A 17,611-nucleotide genomic window follows, 5' to 3' on the forward strand; every position below is an offset into this window, starting at 1 on the left:
GCCCAGAGGGCCCCTTTCCTTTGTAGCCACTAGTGAATAATTTCACAAAGGCCTTCCCAGAAATGGAGCAACTGATCAGCATGGATTGGCGTAACCGCGCAGCGTGCCTCGACAAGGACCCGGAACTGTTCTTCCCCGTTGGGAATACCGGACCGGCGCTCCTGCAGATCGAGGAAGCCAAGAGCGTCTGCCGCCGGTGCCCCGTTGTCGACACCTGCCTGCAGTGGGCCCTCGAGTCCGGCCAGGACGCCGGCGTTTGGGGCGGCATGAGCGAAGACGAGCGTCGCGCCCTTAAGCGGCGCGCTGCCCGCGCACGCCGCGCTTCCTAGGAGCCCGGCACCGGCAAAGCGTCGGCTGAGAACGGCGCAACCGGCACACAGAGGCCCCGGGACAATCCACATGGACCGTCCCGGGGCCTTTGTCATTTTCACCATCGGTTCCGGCCAGGACAATCACTGACCGGACCCCGCTTTCTACTTGCCGGCCAGGCTGAGCCGGATCTTGACCTCGGTTCCGCCGCCCTCGCGGCGCTCCCATGTGATGGTCCCGCCCAGCTCACTGGTAACGAGCGTCCGCACAATCTGCAGGCCCAGGCCCTCAACGTGGGGGGTCTGCGGAAGGCCCACCCCGTCGTCGGCGATGGTCACGGTCAGCTCTTCACCGTCATCCCCTTCGGAGCGGTCGGCAACGAGCCACACGGTTCCCGCCCTCCCCTCGAGGCCGTGCTCCACAGCATTGGTTACCAGTTCGTTGATGACCAGGGCAAGCGGGGTGGCGAGATCGCTGGGGAGCTCACCGAAGGTGCCGGAGCGTTCGGTCCTGACCTGCTGGGAAGGGGAAGCCACTTCCGCAGAGAGCCGGAACTGGCGCCCAATCAGTTCGTCGAAATCAACACTCTGCGTCAGTCCCTGCGACAACGTTTCGTGGACCAGTGCTATGGTTGCCACGCGGCGCATCGCCTGTTCCAGGCCCTGCTTTGCTTCATCGCTCACCATGCGCCTTGACTGCATCCGCAGCAGCGCGGCCACAGTCTGGAGATTGTTCTTGACCCGGTGGTGGATTTCGCGGATGGTGGCGTCCTTGGTCACCAGTTCCATCTCTCGGCGGCGCAGTTCTGAGACGTCCCGGCAGAGAACCAGGGCGCCGAACCGCTGCTGCTCGTCCCGGAGCGGAATGGCCCGCAGGGACAGGCTGACTCCCCTGGACTCAATCTCGCTGCGCCAGGGCATCCGGCCGGTGACGACAAGAGGCAGGGTCTCATCGACCAGCCGGCGGTCCTTGAGCAGGCCGGCAGTGACTTCAGCGAGCGAGCGTCCTTCAAGGGATTCCCCGTCACCCAGGCGGCGGAAGGCCGAAACTCCGTTGGGGCTCGCGTATTGAACCACGCCGTCGGCATCCAGCCTGATCAGCCCGTCGCCCACGCGGGGAGCTCCCCGGCGGGAGCCCGTGGGTGAGGCAAAGTCCGGCCATAACCCCAGTGTCCCCATCCGCAGGAGATCATACGCGCACTGCCGGTACGTCAATTCCAGCCTGGACGGCATCCGTGAGCTGGACAGGTCCATGTGGGTGGTGACAACCGCAAGCGTCCGGCCGTTACGCACCATGGGGACCGCCTCCACCCGCAGCGCCATCTCGCTGTTCCAGTTCGTCTCGCTGGACCGCTCGATGGACCGTGAATTCCACGCCTTGTCCACGAGCGGCTGCAGGTCGGACCGGATTCCCTCGCCCACAAAGTCGCTGTGGAACGCCGTGTGCGTGGTGGAGGGGCGTACGTGGGCCAAGGCGATATAGCCGAGGTCCGGGTGGGGGAACCAGAGCGCCAGGTCGGCGAACGCAAGGTCCGCCACCATCTGCCAGTCCCCCACCAGGAGGTGCAGCCACTCGGCATCGCCAGGCCCGAAATCAGCATGCTCCCTGATGGGGTCCGTAAAGATTGCCACTGCACCTCCAGTTGCGGCGCCTGATTTTCTAGCGCCGGACGATTGACCTCAAGAGCCTCAATGCTACCGACAGTGAGGCCATGTCGTCGGCCTCCAATGCGTTCACCTCGTCGAACATACTCTTTGCCCTGCCCAACTGCTCGGCATTTTGTGCCTCCCAGTCCTCGAGCCGGGCATCCGGGGACTCGGCCGCAGACGTAGCGTCCAGCACCGCCGTCGTCATGTCCGACACTGTCGAGTACAGATCATCGCGCAAGGCTGCCCGTGCCAGCGCCTGCCACCGGTCCTGCCGGGGCAGGCTGCTGATCCGTTCAAGCAGCGAGTCCGCGTGGAAGCGGTTGAATACTGTGTAGTAAACAGCCGCGATCTCCTCGACCGGGTCCTTCCGTGAGCGGGCGATCTTGGCGATGTCCAGCAGCACGAAGCTCTCGAACAGCTCCGCCCAGCGCAGCGCAAGGCCTTCGGGGAGTTCCCACTCGCGGCCCTTTGCCAGCCAGGCTGCCACCCGCTCGCGGTCGTCGCCGCGCAGGTAGTCCAGCAACCGGGCGCGCATGGGATCCATCAGCGGCTTGAACTCTGCCACAACCTCGGCGATGGGACGGGAAACACTTTCCTGGCTGAGCAGCCACCGGACTGCCCGGTCGAGGAGCCGCCGGATATCAAGGTGGACCGTGCTCCAGTGCTCCGTGGGGAACGCAGCAGGAAGGTTGTTCAGCTCCCCCACCATCGCATCCAGTTCGTACACCTCGCGCAGCGCCACGAAGGCCTTCGCCACAGCAACTTCACTGGCCGAGGTTTCCTCCATGACCCGGAACGCGAAGGTGATGCCGCCGAGGTTGATCATGTCGTTCGCCACCACTGTGGCGATGATCTCCCGGCGCAGCGGGTGGGTGTCCAGCTCGGCGTCGAAGCGTTCGCGCAGCTGGTGCGGGAAGTAGGAACGCAGCGTGTCCCGGAACCAAGGGTCGTCTGCAAGATCGCTGTCCCGCAGGGCCGATGCCAGCTCGATCTTGGCGTAGGCGGCCAGCACTGACAGCTCCGGAGAGGTCAGGCCCTGTCCCTGCTGCAGCCGTTCCCGCAGTGTTTCTGTGGTGGGCAGCGCCTCGAGGTCGCGCTTCAGGTCCGCGCTCTTCTCCAGCCAGTCCATGAGACGTTCGTAGCTGGGGCTCCACTCCGCCACCCGGGTCCGGTCGTTCAGAAGCAGGATGTTCTGGTCGATGTTGTCCTCAAGGACCAGCCGGCCCACTTCATCGGTCATGGATGCGAGGAAGTCTGCGCGTTCCCCGGCCGGCAGCTTGCCGGCCGCGACCATCCGGTCGACGAAGATCTTGATGTTCACCTCGTGGTCGGAGCAATCCACGCCGGCGGAGTTGTCGATTGCGTCGGTATTGAGGATGACCCCCTGCAGGGCTGCCTCAATCCGGCCGCGCTGGGTCATGCCCAGGTTGCCGCCTTCGCCCACCACCTTGACGCGCAGGTCCCTGCCGTCCACGCGGATCGCATCGTTGGCCTTGTCGCCCACGGATGCGTTGGACTCGGAGGCCGCCTTGACGTAGGTCCCGATGCCACCGTTGTACAGCAGGTCCGCGGGGGCCAGCAGGATGGCACGCAGGAGTTCGGGAGGGCTGAGTTCGGTTGTCTCCGCCGGAAGCCCCAGCGCGGCCCGCACCTGAGTGGAGACCGGGATGGACTTGGTCTGCCGGGCGAAGACCCCGCCGCCGTCGCTGATCAGCGACTTGTCATAGTCGTCCCATGAGGACCTGGGCAGTTCGAACAGCCTTCGCCGCTCCGCAAACGAGGATTCCTCATCCGGATTAGGATCCAGGAAGATGTGCCGGTGGTCGAAGGCGGCAAGCAGGCGGATATGCCGGGACAGGAGCATGCCGTTGCCGAACACGTCGCCGGACATGTCCCCCACGCCCACCACGGTGAAGGGCTGGGTTTGCGTATCCAGGTCCAGCTCGCTGAAGTGCCGCTTCACCGATTCCCAGGCGCCCCGTGCGGTGATGCCCATGGCCTTGTGGTCGTACCCCACGGAACCGCCCGAGGCGAAGGCGTCACCGAGCCAGAAGCCGTACTCCGCGGACAGCCCGTTGGCGATGTCCGAGAAAGTAGCCGTTCCCTTGTCAGCGGCGACCACCAGGTAGGAGTCGTCGTCGTCATGCCTGACAACGTTCGACGGCGGCACAACCTTCTCGCCGTCGCCTTCAGTGAGGAGGTTGTCAGTGAGATCCAGCAGCCCGCGGATGAACGTCTTGTAGCTTTCAACGCCTTCCGCCATCCAGGCCGCCCGGTCCGTGGAGGGATCCGGGAGCTGCTTGGCGAAGAAGCCGCCCTTCGCGCCGGTGGGGACGATGACGGCGTTCTTCACCGTCTGCGCCTTCACCAGGCCCAGCACTTCAGTCCGGAAGTCCTCCCGCCGGTCCGACCAGCGGAGCCCGCCGCGGGCAACCTTGCCGAACCGAAGGTGCACGCCCTCGACCCGCGGGGCGTAAACCCAAATTTCGAACATGGGCCGCGGGAACGGCAGTCCTTCAATCCGGGCGGGATCCAGCTTGAAGCTCAGGTGCGGCTTGTTCTGGTAAAAGTTGGTGCGAAGGGTGGCCTCGATGAGGTTGACGAAGGTGCGCAGCACGCGGTCGGCGTCCAGGGTGGCCACCTTCTCGATCGAGGCTGCGAGTTCCTGCCGCACGGAAGCCTGCGCCTCAGCGCGTCCGCCATCGCTGAGGGCGGGATCAAAGCGGGCCGCGAAAAGTGCGCTCAGCCCCTTGGTCACGTCCGGGTTGGCCAGGAGCGTGTCCGCCATGAAGCCGAAGGAACTGCTGTTGCCCATCTGGCGCATGTACCGGGCGTAGGCGCGCAGCACCGTGATCTGCCGCCAATGCAACCGCTCCCGCAGCACCAGGCGGTCAAAGTTGTCCGATTCGGCAGCACCGGTGACGGCCGCGCCAAAGGAGTCGGCAAGAAGCTCGCCTGTGGACAGCGGGTCCACTCCCGCGGGGTATTTCAGCCCCAGGTCATACAGGAAGAAGTCCCGGTGGTCTGCGGTTTCGATTTCAAAGGGACGTTCATCCAGGACCTCGAGCCCGAGGTTATGGAAATACGGCAGGATTTGGCTCAGGCTCTTTGGCTCCAGCATGTAGAGCTTGACCCGGGCATCCTCCTCCAGCGTGGCACCGGCACCTTCGGGGAGGTACACGTGAACACCGGGCCGGTCCTGCCGGGCCCCGGTGGTCCGTTCGGAGGCGGCCCCGTACTTTTCGAACCGCGCAATGTCTTCGAGCGCGTCCTCTACTTCGTAGTCCACCCGGTAGCTGGCAGGGAACGCCTCGGCCCACATGGCGGCGAGTTCCTTGGCCTCGGTTGCATCCCGGCCCTCGCGCAGGACCTCGGCGATGCCTTCACTCCAGGACCTCGCCGCGCGGACCAGCCGCTTTTCCAGCTCGTCGCTGTTGACGTGGCTGACGTCGGCGTCTTTGGGCAGCCTGATACGGAAAAACAAACGCGCCAGCGCCGACTCGGTCATGCGGGCTTCGTAGTCGATCGAGACTGCCTGGAAGGTTTCCCGCAGTTCCTGTTCGATGCGGAGCCTGACATTGGTGGTGTAGCGGTCGCGGGGCAGGTAGACGACGGCGGACATGAAACGCCCGTAAATGTCGGGCCTCAGGAACAGCCGGGTGCGCCGCCGTTCCTGCAGTTTCTGGATACCAAGCGCGGTCGCGGCAAGATCGGGAATTTCAATCTGGAACAGCTCATCGCGGGGGTAGGTTTCAAGGATTCCCAGGAGGTCCTTGCCCGAGTGGGAGTCCGGCGGGAAGCCAGCGTTCTGCAACACGGCGTCCACCTTTTCCCTGACGATGGGAATGTCGCGGACGGAACCGGCGTAGGCGCTGGTGGCAAACAATCCGATGAAGCGGCGCTCGCCGTTCACGTTGCCCGCAGCGTCAAAACTTTTAATGCCGATGTAGTCCAGGTAGGCCGAACGGTGCACCGTGGAACGTGAATTGGCTTTGGTGATGACGAGGGCGCGCTTCTCCCGCGCCTTTTTGCGGCCGGTGTCGGTGAGGTGCTGGATGTGCGGGGAGTCTGCGGCCGCGCGCAGCAGGCCGAGGCCGCTGTCCTCGCGCAGTTCCAGGACATCTTCGCCGTCGACGTTGAGCAGGTCGTATTCACGGTAACCCAGGAACGTGAAGTTCCCGTCGTCGAGCCACCGCAGCAGGTCCTTGGCCTGCCGCACTTCGGCAATCTGTGCGGAGTTTGCAACCCGGTCCAGGCTCTCGGCGATCTCCAGTGCCTTTTGGCGCATCCGGGGCCAATCCTCGACGGCGGCCCGGACGTCCTTCAGGACGCGCGTCAGGCCCGCGAGCAGGGAGGTCTTCGCTTCGTCGGAGATGCGGTGGATTTCGACGGCAATCCAGGACTCCATGTGCGAGGCGTTGTCGCCCTGCGCGATGAGGTGGGAAAGGTTGGGCATTGCCGCGGTGTCCCCGCTGGAAATGCCCAGGTGCGCCGGGACCCTGTTGACCTTGACCAGTTCACCGCTTTCCCGGTTCCTGCTGGCTACAAAAAGCGGGTGGACAACGAGTCTGATGGCCGCGTGCTGCCGGACAAGTTCGGCGTTGACGGAATCAACCAGGAACGGCATGTCGTCAGTGACGACGAAGATGACGCTGCTGTCCTCTTCGTCGACAATCGAGACTTTTGCCTGCCCGGGCTGCCGGACCGATGCTGTCCGGCGGTGCTCCTCGGCACGGGCCTCCAGGACATCGCGAGGGTAGCTTCGGGCATCCTCCTCAGCCAGGTGCTGGTAGTAGTCCCCCATGAAACCTTCAAGGCCTTCAATGGAGAGGGGCTGGTCCTCCACACTGGATCCAGACGACATCGACAACGCCTCCATCAGAGATATTCGCCGCACCTTTGCAGCTCTTATGGCGAGCCTAGTCTCTTGCCCTTCGCCGTGGTGTGGAAGAAAATACAGAGGATTTGGCTTTTCGATGGTCAGGTGCACAAACCAGCCCACGGATCGCACGCCGAAGAGCGGAATCCGGGGCGACTTCGAGCAACAATGATCCTGCCAGAAGTGCTGAATCTGCGGCGGCGGGGTCGTAGGGCAGGAACGCCTTGAGCTCGGAAGCGGGGCCATACCGTTCCCACGCGTCCAGCAGCTGGCGTTCCGGCGCTCTCCCCACGGAGGAGGAACGCACCTTATTCATGACAACAGTGGGTGACGCCTGCGGTACCGCCCCTTCCAGTTCGGCAAGGGCACGCACCATCCGGGGTACGCCCACGGGATCAGCAGCGCCAACGGCATAGACGGCGTCGGCCAGTTCCAGCGGACGCAGTGTCGCTGCGTTCCGTCGCGGTGCCATGGTGTCGAAGCTCAGTTCCTCATCCGCCTCCAGGCAAAAGCCGGTATCGACCACCACAACGTCGGCAATCTGCCGGGCCCGCTCGAGAACCAGCGCCAAGGCAGTGGCGCGGAGCTCGGTCCATCGGTCCGCGCGGGTTATGCCCGTAAGCACCCGGAAGGTCCCGGACGCGGTGGCGACGGTGGCGGCCACTTTCCGGAGGGCGTCCGCGTCCAACAGACCCTGGTCGGCAAGCCGGCAGGCCTGGGCAAGCCCTGCCGACTCATCCAGGAGACCCAGCACGGCCGCGACGCTGGCACCGTATGTATCGGCATCGACCAGCAGGACATCCCGGCCGTCGGCTGCCATCTCCCCGGCGATGTTCACCGCGATCGTGGTCCTGCCGGGCGACCCCGCGGGGCCCCAGACGACGATGAGCTTTCCGGTTGGGCGTTCTTCCGCGTCAAGCTCCGGCTGGATGGGATCTGTGGTCAGTGCCGCCCCGGTGTCGGCGGCCGCGCTCAGGTTGGCTGGACGGGCCGCACCTGTCAGTTGGGCAACGGCATCTGCGATCCTGTCCGAAAGTTCCGCGGACTCAACGCCCGTCAGCGCCGAGGCGACACCAATTTTGCGGAGCCTTGCCGCCTCCTCATCGCTGTCCGTCAGTGCGATGACCGCCACCCCAACAGCTCCAAGGCGGTCAACGAGGGAAGCAGTCAGACCCTCGCAGCCCTCGGCCACCACGGCAGCCCTGGCCAGTCCGCTCTGACAGGCCGCGAGAAGCTCGGGAAGTTCCGCGCATCTTCGAACCACCGTAACCGGACCGTGGAGTCGTTCAAGGCCGCCCACCAGATCCTCCCGGCTCTGGCCCACGGTGACAACCGGGATGCTCATCGCGCGCCGCCCGGATTCCACACAACGGATATTTTGGCGTCATTGGCCTGGGCCCCCAGCAGTGCAGGCATCTGCTTGTCCTCGACCAAGACCATCAGCACGGTGGTCTTCGACGATCCAAGGGCAGTGGATCCGGTGGTGACCTCAGCGATTTCCGCTCCGGGGAGGAGCAGCTTCGGCTCGCTGAATCCGTTTTTCGCATCCGGCTGGGCCACCCAGACGTCCACCCTGGCACCGGCGACTGCCTGTGACGGCAAGGTCTGCGTGATGCTGAGGGCTACTGGTTTCCGGTTCAGCTGGTCCACCCCACCGAGGCTTGCCCTGGGAACCAACTGGTCCTTTGCGATCCGCTGCATGGCGACGACGTCCTGGGGCAGTCCATCCTCCACCGTGATGTAGTGCTGTTCCGTATCGCCCAGGCGGACCTTGGCGCGGATCACGTTCTCAGGCGTCAGGCGCTCACCAACGGCAATGCCGTCCCGCGCGGCGAAGACCTCTGTGGTGCGGTCTGCACTGCCGATGAGGAAGGTGACCCCCGCGATGGATACCAGGACCAGGAGAACGCCGACCAGCAGCCGCGGATCCTTCCACGATGGACGCTTCAGCCGTGGTGCAGTGGCGCTTGACTCAGGAACCATCCCGCTCTCCCCCTAGGTATACCGGACCTGCCCGCTGTGGTCCGGACTCCTCATTGTTACCGCAAGCCCCGGCGAACAAAAGTCATTTACTTAAATGTCGGCTATCTGTGGAAAACGGGCACAAACTACGCCATGTGATGGCAAAATGGGTTCATGCCAAGGTTCCTCACGCTCGCGGACGTCGCGGAGCAGCTCCAGATCAACTCCCCTGCCGCGTACGCCTTGGTCCGCAGCGGTGAACTGAAGGCCATCCAGGTGGGCGGGCGCGGGCAGTGGCGCGTTGAAGAGAAGATGCTGGAGCAGTACATCGAGGAACGCTATGCCGAGGCCAGCCGCATGATCCAGGAGTCACGCTCCAAGTCCGTGTGACGCCGCTAGGCTCCGCCGGCTTTAGGAGACCTGATCATCGCCAGCGCAGTAAAGGGTATCGCTGAAACCTGCCCAACGCTTTGCGTTCTCCGCGCCTCGCCCGGAGCAACCGTGGCCAGGTCAATGTAATCTTTGCCAACCCGGTCGATGACCCCGGCCAGCCGTACGTGTCCGGCTCCGCCGCCGACCGTCACCGACAGCTCTGCCCGGTCGCGGGCAAGGGCACGCAGGGAATGGGCCAGCCCGATCGATCCGCGGACTACTGAGGTCTCAGCCCGAACATATCTTCCCAGGCCGACATAGCGGGCTGCGGCCGCATAGGGAATGAGCACCTGGTGCCGGTCTTCATCCAGGACCAGAGCGTCGGCTCCAGCATGCGTCAACTGACCTTGTGCCGACTCGCCGCACAGGAGATGGACGCCAATCCTGTAACCGACCGCCGCCCGTAACCTGTGTTCCAGCCGCAGGCCAACCATTTCGGCCCGTGTGCGCTCACTGATCTCGCTGTCGAGCGCCAGCCGGTCGGCCTCCGCGAGCTGGCTTTCCATGTCATTGAAGAGTGCATCCCAGCGCATTCCGTCAGCGTAGGGGGCCCTGCCCTGCCCGTCAACGCACACCTTTTTTCACTCCAACGTCTGGACAAACACTCTGAAGGCGGTTCACACTGGGTCACGTGATAGCAAACAGCATCAAATGACATCAAAGGTGGAATAATGAGGTACTCCGGAAAGAGGGAATGGTCGGATGCCGCCATGGCATTGGCATTGCTGGTGCTTGGCAGTTTCCTCTGCATCCTCGGAGCGGGCCTGCTTGAGCAGTGGCAGGTCTCTGCTGACCGTCACCAGGACTCATCCGTTGAGATACTCCTGGCATTTGCCGCAACAGCTGCCGGCATCGGCCTTCTGCTGTGGTGGGCATTTTCGATCTTGTGTGCAGGAGCCTCTGTACTGCTGGAGCGTTTGGGACGACACCAGGCCGCAGCGGCCGCTCGCAGGCTCTCGCCCGCATTCATGCAGAGGACAGTTGTTGCCGCCCTTTCGATACAGCTGTTGGCCGGGGCCGCGGCAAATGCGGCCACCACCACGCCGGGGCCGGAGTGGACACCAACGCAGGCACATTCCTCAGCGGCTTCCTCCAGTCCTGCAACTGCCGAAGACACTCCAACGCCCGGCCACACCGACAGCCCGGGTGTGCATACCCCGGTTCAGCGGGTAACGGCGGAGGTACCACCAGCCGTTCAGGAAGGCGAGTCGCCCGCCTGGGAGCCCTCCGCCGCCACGCCCACCGCCACTGCGCTCAACCCGGGCTGGCAGCCTGCCTCCCCCGTGGTGGAGCCTGGCATGCTCGCCGCACCGGCAATGAGGAGCACTGCCGGTCCGGAGCCGGGCGCGCCCACCACGGGCGGCGAGGCTGATGTGGTGACCGTGCTCGCCGGCGACACACTGTGGGACATCGTGGCGGCCTACCTGGGGCCGGAAGCATCAGATGTGGACATAGCCCTTGAATGGCCGCGGTGGTATGCAGCGAACCGCGGGCTGATCGGTGGAAACCCCGATGTCCTGCTTCCCGGCCAAATCCTCCAGGCACCGGCAGCTCCCTAGCCGGTGACGATTCCTCACTGTCCCGGAACCGCAGTCGGAGACTGCCAAAGATCCACACAACGTGGCTCGAGCCAAGTCCCATCAAGCCACCGTGCCATCAAACGGGTCCGGCCTGCCCAGCGGCGTTGTCCAACGTGCCAGGCAGCCCACAAGACCATGAGCCATCGAACCACAAGGGGAACACAATGACCGCAGTGACACCTCCCAGGGCCATCCGGGGGCTGGCCTCCAACACCGTAAATGGCGGGAGGGCCCTCGGGGAATCCGCGTCTGCATCAAGGACGGCGTCAGCCCCACGGCAATCCCCCGGTGCCAAGCCACCGTCCCTGCGGCCGGTAAGTGAGGCAGCCGAAATAAAGGCCCTTACCAGGGGGACGGTACAGGCGTCCATGGAGGTCCTCGCCGGAATCCGTCCCATCCACCAGTTGGCGCGGCGCCTGGATCCGCGATGCCTGGCATCGCTGCAGCATCGGGCAGCCCTGATCAGGCGCGAACTTACCAGGACGGGCAATCCCGCGCTGGCCCGGCTCCACCGGAATTCCACGGTCCGCTCCGTCCGGGTGTGCGAGGTGGCCGATGGAATCTACGAGGCAAGTGCCGTGGTGGTGGATGACGTCCGGGCCCGTGCCGTTGCTGTCCGGCTGGAGCGCAGCAAGCAGGTCTGGCGGATAGTTGAACTCGTCATCGGCTGACCCTTTGGGAACGCCGGAGCGTGCGGAAATGCAGACCGGGCGGCAAGCACATAAAACGGCGAGCACACGAAGTGAGATGCAAACAGGGCAGGGACGCGTTGGCCCCTGCCCTGTTGTTCATCGCCCCGTTGGGCGTCTGCGGTTGTCCTGCTAGCGCTTCTTCTTCTTCGCGGGGCGCTTGGCAGCATCCTGGACAGCCGCCTTGGCTGGATTGCCGGAGCGTCCGCCCCCTGACCGGGTTTCCACCCGGGTCTGGGTTCCGCCGCCCTCGTCGGGAGCTGTGTACTGCAGTTGCGCGGGCTTCTCGGGGGCCTCAAGCCCAGCGGCATGCACCTGCGGGTCCACGTGCTCGGTGTGTCCGCCGGCAGCATCCGGAACCACTACATCCTGGGCCGGGGTTACTTCCACCTCAAGGTTGTAGAGGAATCCGACGCTTTCCTCCCGGATGGCTTCCATCATGCTCTGGAACATGGCGAAACCTTCGCGCTGGTACTCAACCAGGGGATCACGCTGCGCCATGGCGCGCAGGCCAATCCCCTCCTTGAGGTAGTCCATCTCGTAGAGGTGCTCCTGCCACTTGCGGCCAATCACGGAAAGAACCACGCGGCGTTCAAGCTCCCGCATGCTTTCGGATCCAATGACCTCCTCACGCGCCTGGTACACCAAACGTGCGTCGGAAAGGATCTCCTCCTTCAGCAGCTCCACGGTAACCCTGGACTTGCCGCCAGCCTCTTCGATGATGTCTTCAGCGGTAACGCTGACAGGATAGAGCGTCTTGAGGTTCGTCCACAGCTGGTGGAAGTCCCAGTCGTCGCCGTTTCCTTCTGCGGTTGCGGCGTCAATCAGGGCCGTGATGGTGTCTTCGACAAAGTACTGCACCTTCTCGTGCAGGTCGTCGCCCTCCAGGATGCGCCGGCGGTCGCTGTAGATGGCTTCGCGCTGCCGGTTGAGGACGTCGTCGTATTTCAGCACGTTTTTGCGCTGCTCGGCGTTGCGGCCTTCCACCTGTCCCTGGGCAGAGGCGATGGCCCGCGACACCAGCTTGGATTCCAGCGCAACGTCGTCCGGCACGGAACTGTTCATCAGCCGTTCCGCCGCCCCGGAGTTGAAGAGCCGCATAAGGTCATCAGTCAGCGACAGGTAGAACCTGGATTCGCCGGGGTCGCCCTGGCGGCCGGAGCGGCCACGGAGCTGGTTGTCGATACGGCGTGATTCGTGGCGTTCGGTGCCCAGGACGTAGAGGCCGCCGAGGTCCAGGACTTCCTCGTGTTCATCCTTCACTGACTGCTTGGCTGCTTCGAGCGCAGCGGGCCACGCGGCCTCGTACTGTTCGGAGTTCTCCTCCGGATCCAGCCCGCGCTTGGCGAGCTCGGCGACCGCTGTGAATTCGGCATTGCCGCCCAGCATGATGTCAGTGCCGCGGCCGGCCATGTTGGTGGCCACGGTGACAGCGCCTTTCCGGCCCGCCTGGGCGATGATGGCAGCTTCCCGGGCATGGTTCTTGGCATTCAGGACCTCGTGGCGGATGCCTTCCTTGGCGAGCAGCTTGGACAGGTACTCGCTCTTTTCCACGCTGGTGGTGCCCACGAGGACGGGCTGGCCTTTTTCGTGCCGTTCTGCGATATCCCGCACCACGGCGTCGAACTTTACAACCTCGTTCTTGAACACGAGGTCCGCCTGGTCGATCCGCTGCATGTCCCTGTTGGTGGGGATGGCCACGACGCCCAGCTTGTAGGTGCTCATGAACTCGGCCGCCTCTGTTTCGGCGGTACCGGTCATTCCGGAAAGCTTGCCGTACATGCGGAAGTAGTTCTGCAGCGTCACAGTGGCCAGGGTCTGGTTTTCCGCTTTGATCTCGACGCCTTCTTTGGCCTCGATCGCCTGGTGCATGCCCTCGTTGTAGCGCCGGCCTGCCAGGATGCGGCCGGTGTGCTCATCAACGATCAACACTTCACCGTCCAGGATGACGTAGTCCTTGTCCCGTTTGAACAGTTCCTTGGCCTTGATGGCGTTGTTCAAGAACCCGATCAGCGGGGTGTTGGCGGATTCGTACAGGTTGGAGATGCCGAGGTAGTCCTCGACCTTTTCGATGCCGCTCTCCAGGACGCCCACCGTGCGCTTCTTTTCGTCGACTTCGTAGTCCTTTTCGGGCTGCAGCCGGAGCACCACTTTGGCGAATTCGCTGTACCAGCGGTTGGTGTCGCCCTGCGCCGGGCCGGAGATGATCAACGGCGTGCGCGCCTCGTCGATGAGGATGGAGTCAACTTCATCGACGATGGCGAAGTTGTGGCCGCGCTGGACCAGCTCTGTCCGGTCCCACGCCATGTTGTCGCGCAGGTAGTCGAAACCGAACTCGTTGTTGGTCCCGTAGGTGATGTCGGCGGCATACTGCTGACGGCGAACGGCCGGGTCCTGGTTGGCCAGGATGACGCCGCTGGTCAGGCCCAGGAAGCGGTATACACGTCCCATCAGCTCGGACTGGTATTCGGCGAGGTAGTCGTTGACCGTGACCACGTGGACGCCCTTGCCGGTAAGGGCATTCAGGTAGGCGGGAGCGGTCGCCACCAGGGTCTTGCCTTCACCGGTTTTCATTTCGGCGATGTTGCCCATGTGCAGGGCGGCGCCGCCCATCAGCTGGACGTCGAAGTGGCGCATCCCCAGGGTGCGGGAGGAGGCTTCACGCACGGCGGCGAAGGCTTCCGGAAGCAGGTCATCGAGCTTCTCGCCGTCTTGGTGACGTTCGCGGAGGCGGTCGGTCTCCTCACGCAGTTCCGCGTCGGTAAAGGTCTTGAATGAGTCTTCGAGGGCGTTGATGGAGTCGGCATAGTTCCGCAGCTGCCGGAGTGTTTTCTTGTCACCCGTGCGGAGAATTTTTTCGATAAGTGATGCCACGTGAAGATGCTCCCAGTCTGATGCCGCCGAATTCTGGCGTGTTCAGTCTACGGGAGAGACACGCGGCCGGTGCCCCTTTTCCCTGAGAGCGGATACTCCTTACTGGCGTGCCAGTTCCTGCCCAAGCCGGGCGGCGAGGTCCCCAGCCGGCCCTACTTTCACATCAGGCAGGCCAAGCCATTGACTCATGAGCTTCAGCTCCGCAGCGAGTTCGACGGCGGTATCCGCCGGTGCGTCCGGCTCGGCGAAGGCGGATCTCACCAGCAGCCGGCCGGCCGCCCGGTCCGCTTTTAAATCCACCCGGGCCACCATCCTGTCGCGCAGCAGGAAGGGCAGCACGTAGTAGCCGAACCGCCGTTTGGGCTCCGGGGTGTAGATCTCGATCCGGTAATGGAAGCCGAACAGTTCGGACAGGCGCCGCCGCTCAAAGACCAAGGAATCGAACGGGCTCAACAGCGCCCGGCCGGTGGCCCGGCTTGGCAGTACCGAGTCCACGTGCCGGAAGACTTTCCGCCCCCAGCCCGCCACGTTGACGGGTTCCAGCCTGCCTTGCCCCACCAGGTGCTCAACGGAAAGCGCCGTAGCCTTGACCGGAGTCCGGAAGTAGTCGGCGAAGCAGCGGATGCTGCCGATCCCGTGTGCCTGGGCGGCCGCATCGGTCAGGCGGTGGAGTGCAGCCGCTGGATCCCCTTCCCGTGCCGCGGGAGCAGCGGATGGGAGGACTTTGGAGGTCAACGTGTATCTGCGCTCGAACTGCCCGGTCCTGGAGGCTGCCGATACCAGGCCTTCTTCGAAAAGGTGTTCAAGGACCCGTTTCACGGCGTTCCAGTTCCACCCCCAGTTGTCCGCCTGCTTTTCCTCGACGTGCCCAATCCGCGCCGTCAGTTCCGATGCCGTCATGGGCCGGGACCGGGCGAGGACCGCCAGGATTTTGGCCGCTACGTCATTGCGGAGCACGGGGTCCAGGCGGGAGGCACCCACCCAGGCCCGTTTTTGCCACAGAAGCAGGTCCGGGTAATGCTCCGGCCGGATGTAGCTCGCTTCGTGAGCCCAGTATTCAAGCATCCGCCGCGGGTGGCTGCCGGACATGCGTTGGAGGATGTCGCGGTCGTAGTTGCCAAGGCGGGAATAGAAGGGCAGAAAGTGGCTGCGGACCAGGACGTTCACGGAGTCGATCTGGACGAGCTGGAGACGGGCAAAGGTACGGCCCACCGCCCGCGCTGTCACGGGGCCGGTGGGCCGTCCTTTATGGAGTCCCTGCGCTGCCAGTGCGATCCGCCGTGCCTGCTCAAGGCTCAGCGTTGCTGACAATTCAGTCCTCTCTGGTGGTGGTTGGTGCCAGCCTAAACGTTGGCGGCTGCGTCGTCGGAGCGGTACGCGATGACCTTTTCCTCCACGACGGTGTCTCCTGGCTCGCATTCGTGGTCCAGGGTGATGACACCGTAGGTCCAGCCCCGGCGGCGGTAGACGACGGACGGCGTGTTGGTGGCCTTGTCCACGAAGAGATAGAAGTCGTGGCCCACGAGCTCCATGTTGTCTACGGCATCATCGAGGGAAAGGGATGCAGCGGGAAAGACCTTGCGCCTGATCAGTACCGGCGAGTCTCCGGCCGGGATGTCATTGTCCACATCGTAAGGGGATTTTTCTTCCGGAGCCTGTGCGGTTTCGCTCCGGTGGTTGGCCTCAAGGTACAGCGGTTCGTGGGCGCTGGCTGGTTCAAGGGAGGCGGTTGCCTCGCGGACAGCCTTGGGGGTGTGGCGGCCGTGGTGGACCTTCTTGCGGTCCTTTGCCCGGCGGAGCCGCTCAAGCAGTTTGTTGTAGGCGAGGTCAAAGGCGGCAAACTTGTCTGCGGCACTCGCTTCGGCACGGATTACAGGTCCCCGGCCCAGGACGGTCACCTCGACGGTCAACTGGTCGCCGGTTTGCCGGGCATTGGTCTCCTTGGAGACTTTCGCATCGACCCGCTGGACCTTGTCACCCAGCGATTCGATTTTTGCGATCTTTTCCCCGGCGTATTCGCGGAACCGGTCTGAAACCGTCAGATTTCGTCCGCTGATCATAAACTCCATGGTGCCCTCCAAATGACTTCGGTGACACGACGGCGGCGCTTCCTTGGGCCGGGCTGCCTGACAGTCGAGCCCCTCTCCGAGCCGCCATCGAAAGGTACATTCTGTTCTTGGTACCCACCACCGACGTTAGTTCATAGCCACCCGTTATTCATCCTTTCCCGGTTTATTTTTTTCTAAGTCATGGTGTCTCCCGTGCGGGATGGCGGCCGGAGCACCGGAGTCAGCGGCATCGGGCGGGCGTGTCGCCGCAAGGACGACGGCGCCCCTCACTTTGGCGCCGGCCAGATGCAAAGCGCGGGCTGCTTCGCCCATGGTGGCGCCGGTTGTCAGAACGTCGTCGATGATGATGCAGGGGCGCCCCGAGACCCTTGTCCGGGCGCCGGATTTCACCTGCATGGATCCCCGGACGCGCTGCGAGCGGGCTCCCCTGCCCAACCCCTTTTGGCCCGCCGGTCCTTTGTGTCCACCCGGGCCGCCGGGCCAGGGGAAGCCGGCGCCAGGCTTCTTGCCCAGGACGTCCGCCACATCGAGGCCTGGAACGTGCCGTGCCGCCTCTTTCAGGAGCAGGTGGACCGGGCTGAAACCCCGGTTGACGTACGCTGCTGTACCGGTGGGCACAGGGACCAGCAGGAACCCGCTGCCGCCCCGGGCCGCTGCCCTGACTGCCACGGCGAGCGCCCTGCCAAGGCTTCTGCCAAGCTGGTGCTGGCCGTGCCGTTTGAACGACAGCAGGCCCTGTGCCAGCTCGTCCCGGTAAACGCCCGCGGCCACTACCGGCAGCATGGGGGTCCCATCGACATTCATCAGGGCGGGTGCTCCGCTTTCCGCCCGGAAGGGTTGCCTGGTCAGCTGGCGGATGCGGTTGCTGCAGGATGCGCACAGGGTCCGGTCTTCCGCCCCGCAGCAAACGCAGTCCACCGGCACCGCCAGGGCGAGGAGGTCCGCCGCCGCGCTGGACAGCCAGTCAGCAAGGCGCAGGAAGGCGGCCGCGTGTTCGCCCCTGTGCAGTGCCGGCCTGGGCGGCGGTGGTTGAAGGTCAGGGTCCATCCCCCGGGCCCCTTGCCGCCCGGGACCAGCTGCGCCATTTCCGCCGGATGTGCCTTTCACCGTCCCACTGTGCGTCACGGGCCCGGCAGATGGGAGCCCTGACGCAGCTATGTGGATAAAG

General features: G+C 64.3%; 13 protein-coding genes. 4 read left to right on the plus strand and 9 right to left on the minus strand.

From position 1 onward, the window contains the following. The first annotated feature begins 80 nt into the window (after positions 1–80). Complete coding sequence (locus tag ACTAQI_RS09045) at positions 81–329, plus strand: WhiB family transcriptional regulator (RefSeq protein WP_003804966.1); 249 nt, start codon at positions 81–83, stop codon at positions 327–329. A 144-nt stretch (positions 330–473) separates the two neighbouring features. Here ACTAQI_RS09045 and ACTAQI_RS09050 read toward each other — a convergent pair whose 3' ends face one another. From ACTAQI_RS09050 to ACTAQI_RS09065, 4 genes are read right to left on the minus strand one after another with little or no spacing between them, the layout of a single operon-like run. Beyond that, complete coding sequence (locus ACTAQI_RS09050; RefSeq protein ID WP_457950679.1) at positions 474–1,940, minus strand: sensor histidine kinase; 1,467 nt, start codon at positions 1,938–1,940, stop codon at positions 474–476. Between the two features lie 28 nt (positions 1,941–1,968). Next, positions 1,969–6,822: an NAD-glutamate dehydrogenase gene (locus tag ACTAQI_RS09055; protein WP_457950680.1), complete on the minus strand. Its 4,854-nt coding sequence runs from the start codon at positions 6,820–6,822 to the stop codon at positions 1,969–1,971. A 55-nt stretch (positions 6,823–6,877) separates the two neighbouring features. Beyond that, positions 6,878–8,182, minus strand: coding sequence for an AAA family ATPase (locus tag ACTAQI_RS09060; RefSeq protein WP_457950681.1), 1,305 nt, complete (start codon positions 8,180–8,182; stop codon positions 6,878–6,880). After that, positions 8,179–8,820 (minus strand): hypothetical protein, encoded by a 642-nt coding sequence (locus ACTAQI_RS09065; RefSeq protein WP_457950682.1) that lies wholly within the window; start codon positions 8,818–8,820, stop codon positions 8,179–8,181. Before ACTAQI_RS09065 ends, ACTAQI_RS09060 begins: the two co-directional genes overlap by 4 nt. A gap of 153 nt (positions 8,821–8,973) precedes the next feature. Here ACTAQI_RS09065 and ACTAQI_RS09070 point away from each other — a divergent pair, with 153 nt between their 5' ends. Then, positions 8,974–9,189, plus strand: coding sequence for a helix-turn-helix domain-containing protein (locus tag ACTAQI_RS09070; RefSeq protein ID WP_018768505.1), 216 nt, complete (start codon positions 8,974–8,976; stop codon positions 9,187–9,189). A 5-nt stretch (positions 9,190–9,194) separates the two neighbouring features. On the opposite strand, the gene ACTAQI_RS09075 is transcribed toward ACTAQI_RS09070, so the two are convergent. Further along, positions 9,195–9,764: a hypothetical protein gene (locus ACTAQI_RS09075; protein ID WP_457950683.1), complete on the minus strand. Its 570-nt coding sequence runs from the start codon at positions 9,762–9,764 to the stop codon at positions 9,195–9,197. Between the two features lie 138 nt (positions 9,765–9,902). On the opposite strand from ACTAQI_RS09075, the gene ACTAQI_RS09080 reads away from it, so the two are divergent. Both ACTAQI_RS09080 and ACTAQI_RS09085 read left to right on the plus strand, forming a co-directional pair. Further along, the gene (locus ACTAQI_RS09080) at positions 9,903–10,790 is read left to right on the plus strand and encodes a LysM peptidoglycan-binding domain-containing protein (RefSeq protein ID WP_457950684.1); all 888 of its coding nucleotides are present in this window, start codon (positions 9,903–9,905) and stop codon (positions 10,788–10,790) included. 185 nt (positions 10,791–10,975) lie between these two features. Next, positions 10,976–11,482: an Rv3235 family protein gene (locus ACTAQI_RS09085; RefSeq protein ID WP_457950685.1), complete on the plus strand. Its 507-nt coding sequence runs from the start codon at positions 10,976–10,978 to the stop codon at positions 11,480–11,482. A gap of 150 nt (positions 11,483–11,632) precedes the next feature. Here the strand turns inward: ACTAQI_RS09085 and secA are convergent, their stop codons facing one another. From secA to ACTAQI_RS09105, 4 genes are all read right to left on the minus strand, one after another. Further along, positions 11,633–14,374, minus strand: a complete 2,742-nt coding sequence (gene secA, locus ACTAQI_RS09090; protein ID WP_457950686.1) for a preprotein translocase subunit SecA — start codon at positions 14,372–14,374, stop codon at positions 11,633–11,635. A gap of 99 nt (positions 14,375–14,473) precedes the next feature. After that, complete coding sequence (locus ACTAQI_RS09095) at positions 14,474–15,685, minus strand: winged helix-turn-helix domain-containing protein (RefSeq protein WP_457950687.1); 1,212 nt, start codon at positions 15,683–15,685, stop codon at positions 14,474–14,476. A 32-nt stretch (positions 15,686–15,717) separates the two neighbouring features. Next, complete coding sequence (gene hpf / locus ACTAQI_RS09100; RefSeq protein ID WP_457950688.1) at positions 15,718–16,443, minus strand: ribosome hibernation-promoting factor, HPF/YfiA family; 726 nt, start codon at positions 16,441–16,443, stop codon at positions 15,718–15,720. A 144-nt stretch (positions 16,444–16,587) separates the two neighbouring features. Further along, positions 16,588–17,490 carry a ComF family protein gene (locus tag ACTAQI_RS09105; RefSeq protein WP_457950689.1) on the minus strand — a complete coding sequence of 301 codons (903 nt, stop codon included), beginning with the start codon at positions 17,488–17,490 and terminating at the stop codon, positions 16,588–16,590. Positions 17,491–17,611: the final 121 nt, after the last annotated feature.

The sequence above is a fragment of the Pseudarthrobacter sp. alpha12b genome, assembly GCF_054130495.1.

What these genes read in the sequence shown, in the direction of transcription:
- ACTAQI_RS09085 (WP_457950685.1), top strand. Translation starts at nt 10,976, where the DNA reads ATGACCGCAGTGACACCTCCCAGGGCCATCCGGGGGCTGGCCTCCAAC.
- ACTAQI_RS09070 (WP_018768505.1), top strand. Translation starts at nt 8,974, where the DNA reads ATGCCAAGGTTCCTCACGCTCGCGGACGTCGCGGAGCAGCTCCAGATC.
- ACTAQI_RS09045 (WP_003804966.1), top strand. Translation starts at nt 81, where the DNA reads ATGGATTGGCGTAACCGCGCAGCGTGCCTCGACAAGGACCCGGAACTG.
- ACTAQI_RS09080 (WP_457950684.1), top strand. Translation starts at nt 9,903, where the DNA reads ATGAGGTACTCCGGAAAGAGGGAATGGTCGGATGCCGCCATGGCATTG.
- hpf (WP_457950688.1), bottom strand. Translation starts at nt 16,443, where the DNA reads ATGGAGTTTATGATCAGCGGACGAAATCTGACGGTTTCAGACCGGTTC.
- ACTAQI_RS09105 (WP_457950689.1), bottom strand. Translation starts at nt 17,490, where the DNA reads ATGGACCCTGACCTTCAACCACCGCCGCCCAGGCCGGCACTGCACAGG.
- ACTAQI_RS09060 (WP_457950681.1), bottom strand. Translation starts at nt 8,182, where the DNA reads ATGAGCATCCCGGTTGTCACCGTGGGCCAGAGCCGGGAGGATCTGGTG.
- ACTAQI_RS09065 (WP_457950682.1), bottom strand. Translation starts at nt 8,820, where the DNA reads ATGGTTCCTGAGTCAAGCGCCACTGCACCACGGCTGAAGCGTCCATCG.
- ACTAQI_RS09055 (WP_457950680.1), bottom strand. Translation starts at nt 6,822, where the DNA reads ATGTCGTCTGGATCCAGTGTGGAGGACCAGCCCCTCTCCATTGAAGGC.
- ACTAQI_RS09075 (WP_457950683.1), bottom strand. Translation starts at nt 9,764, where the DNA reads ATGCGCTGGGATGCACTCTTCAATGACATGGAAAGCCAGCTCGCGGAG.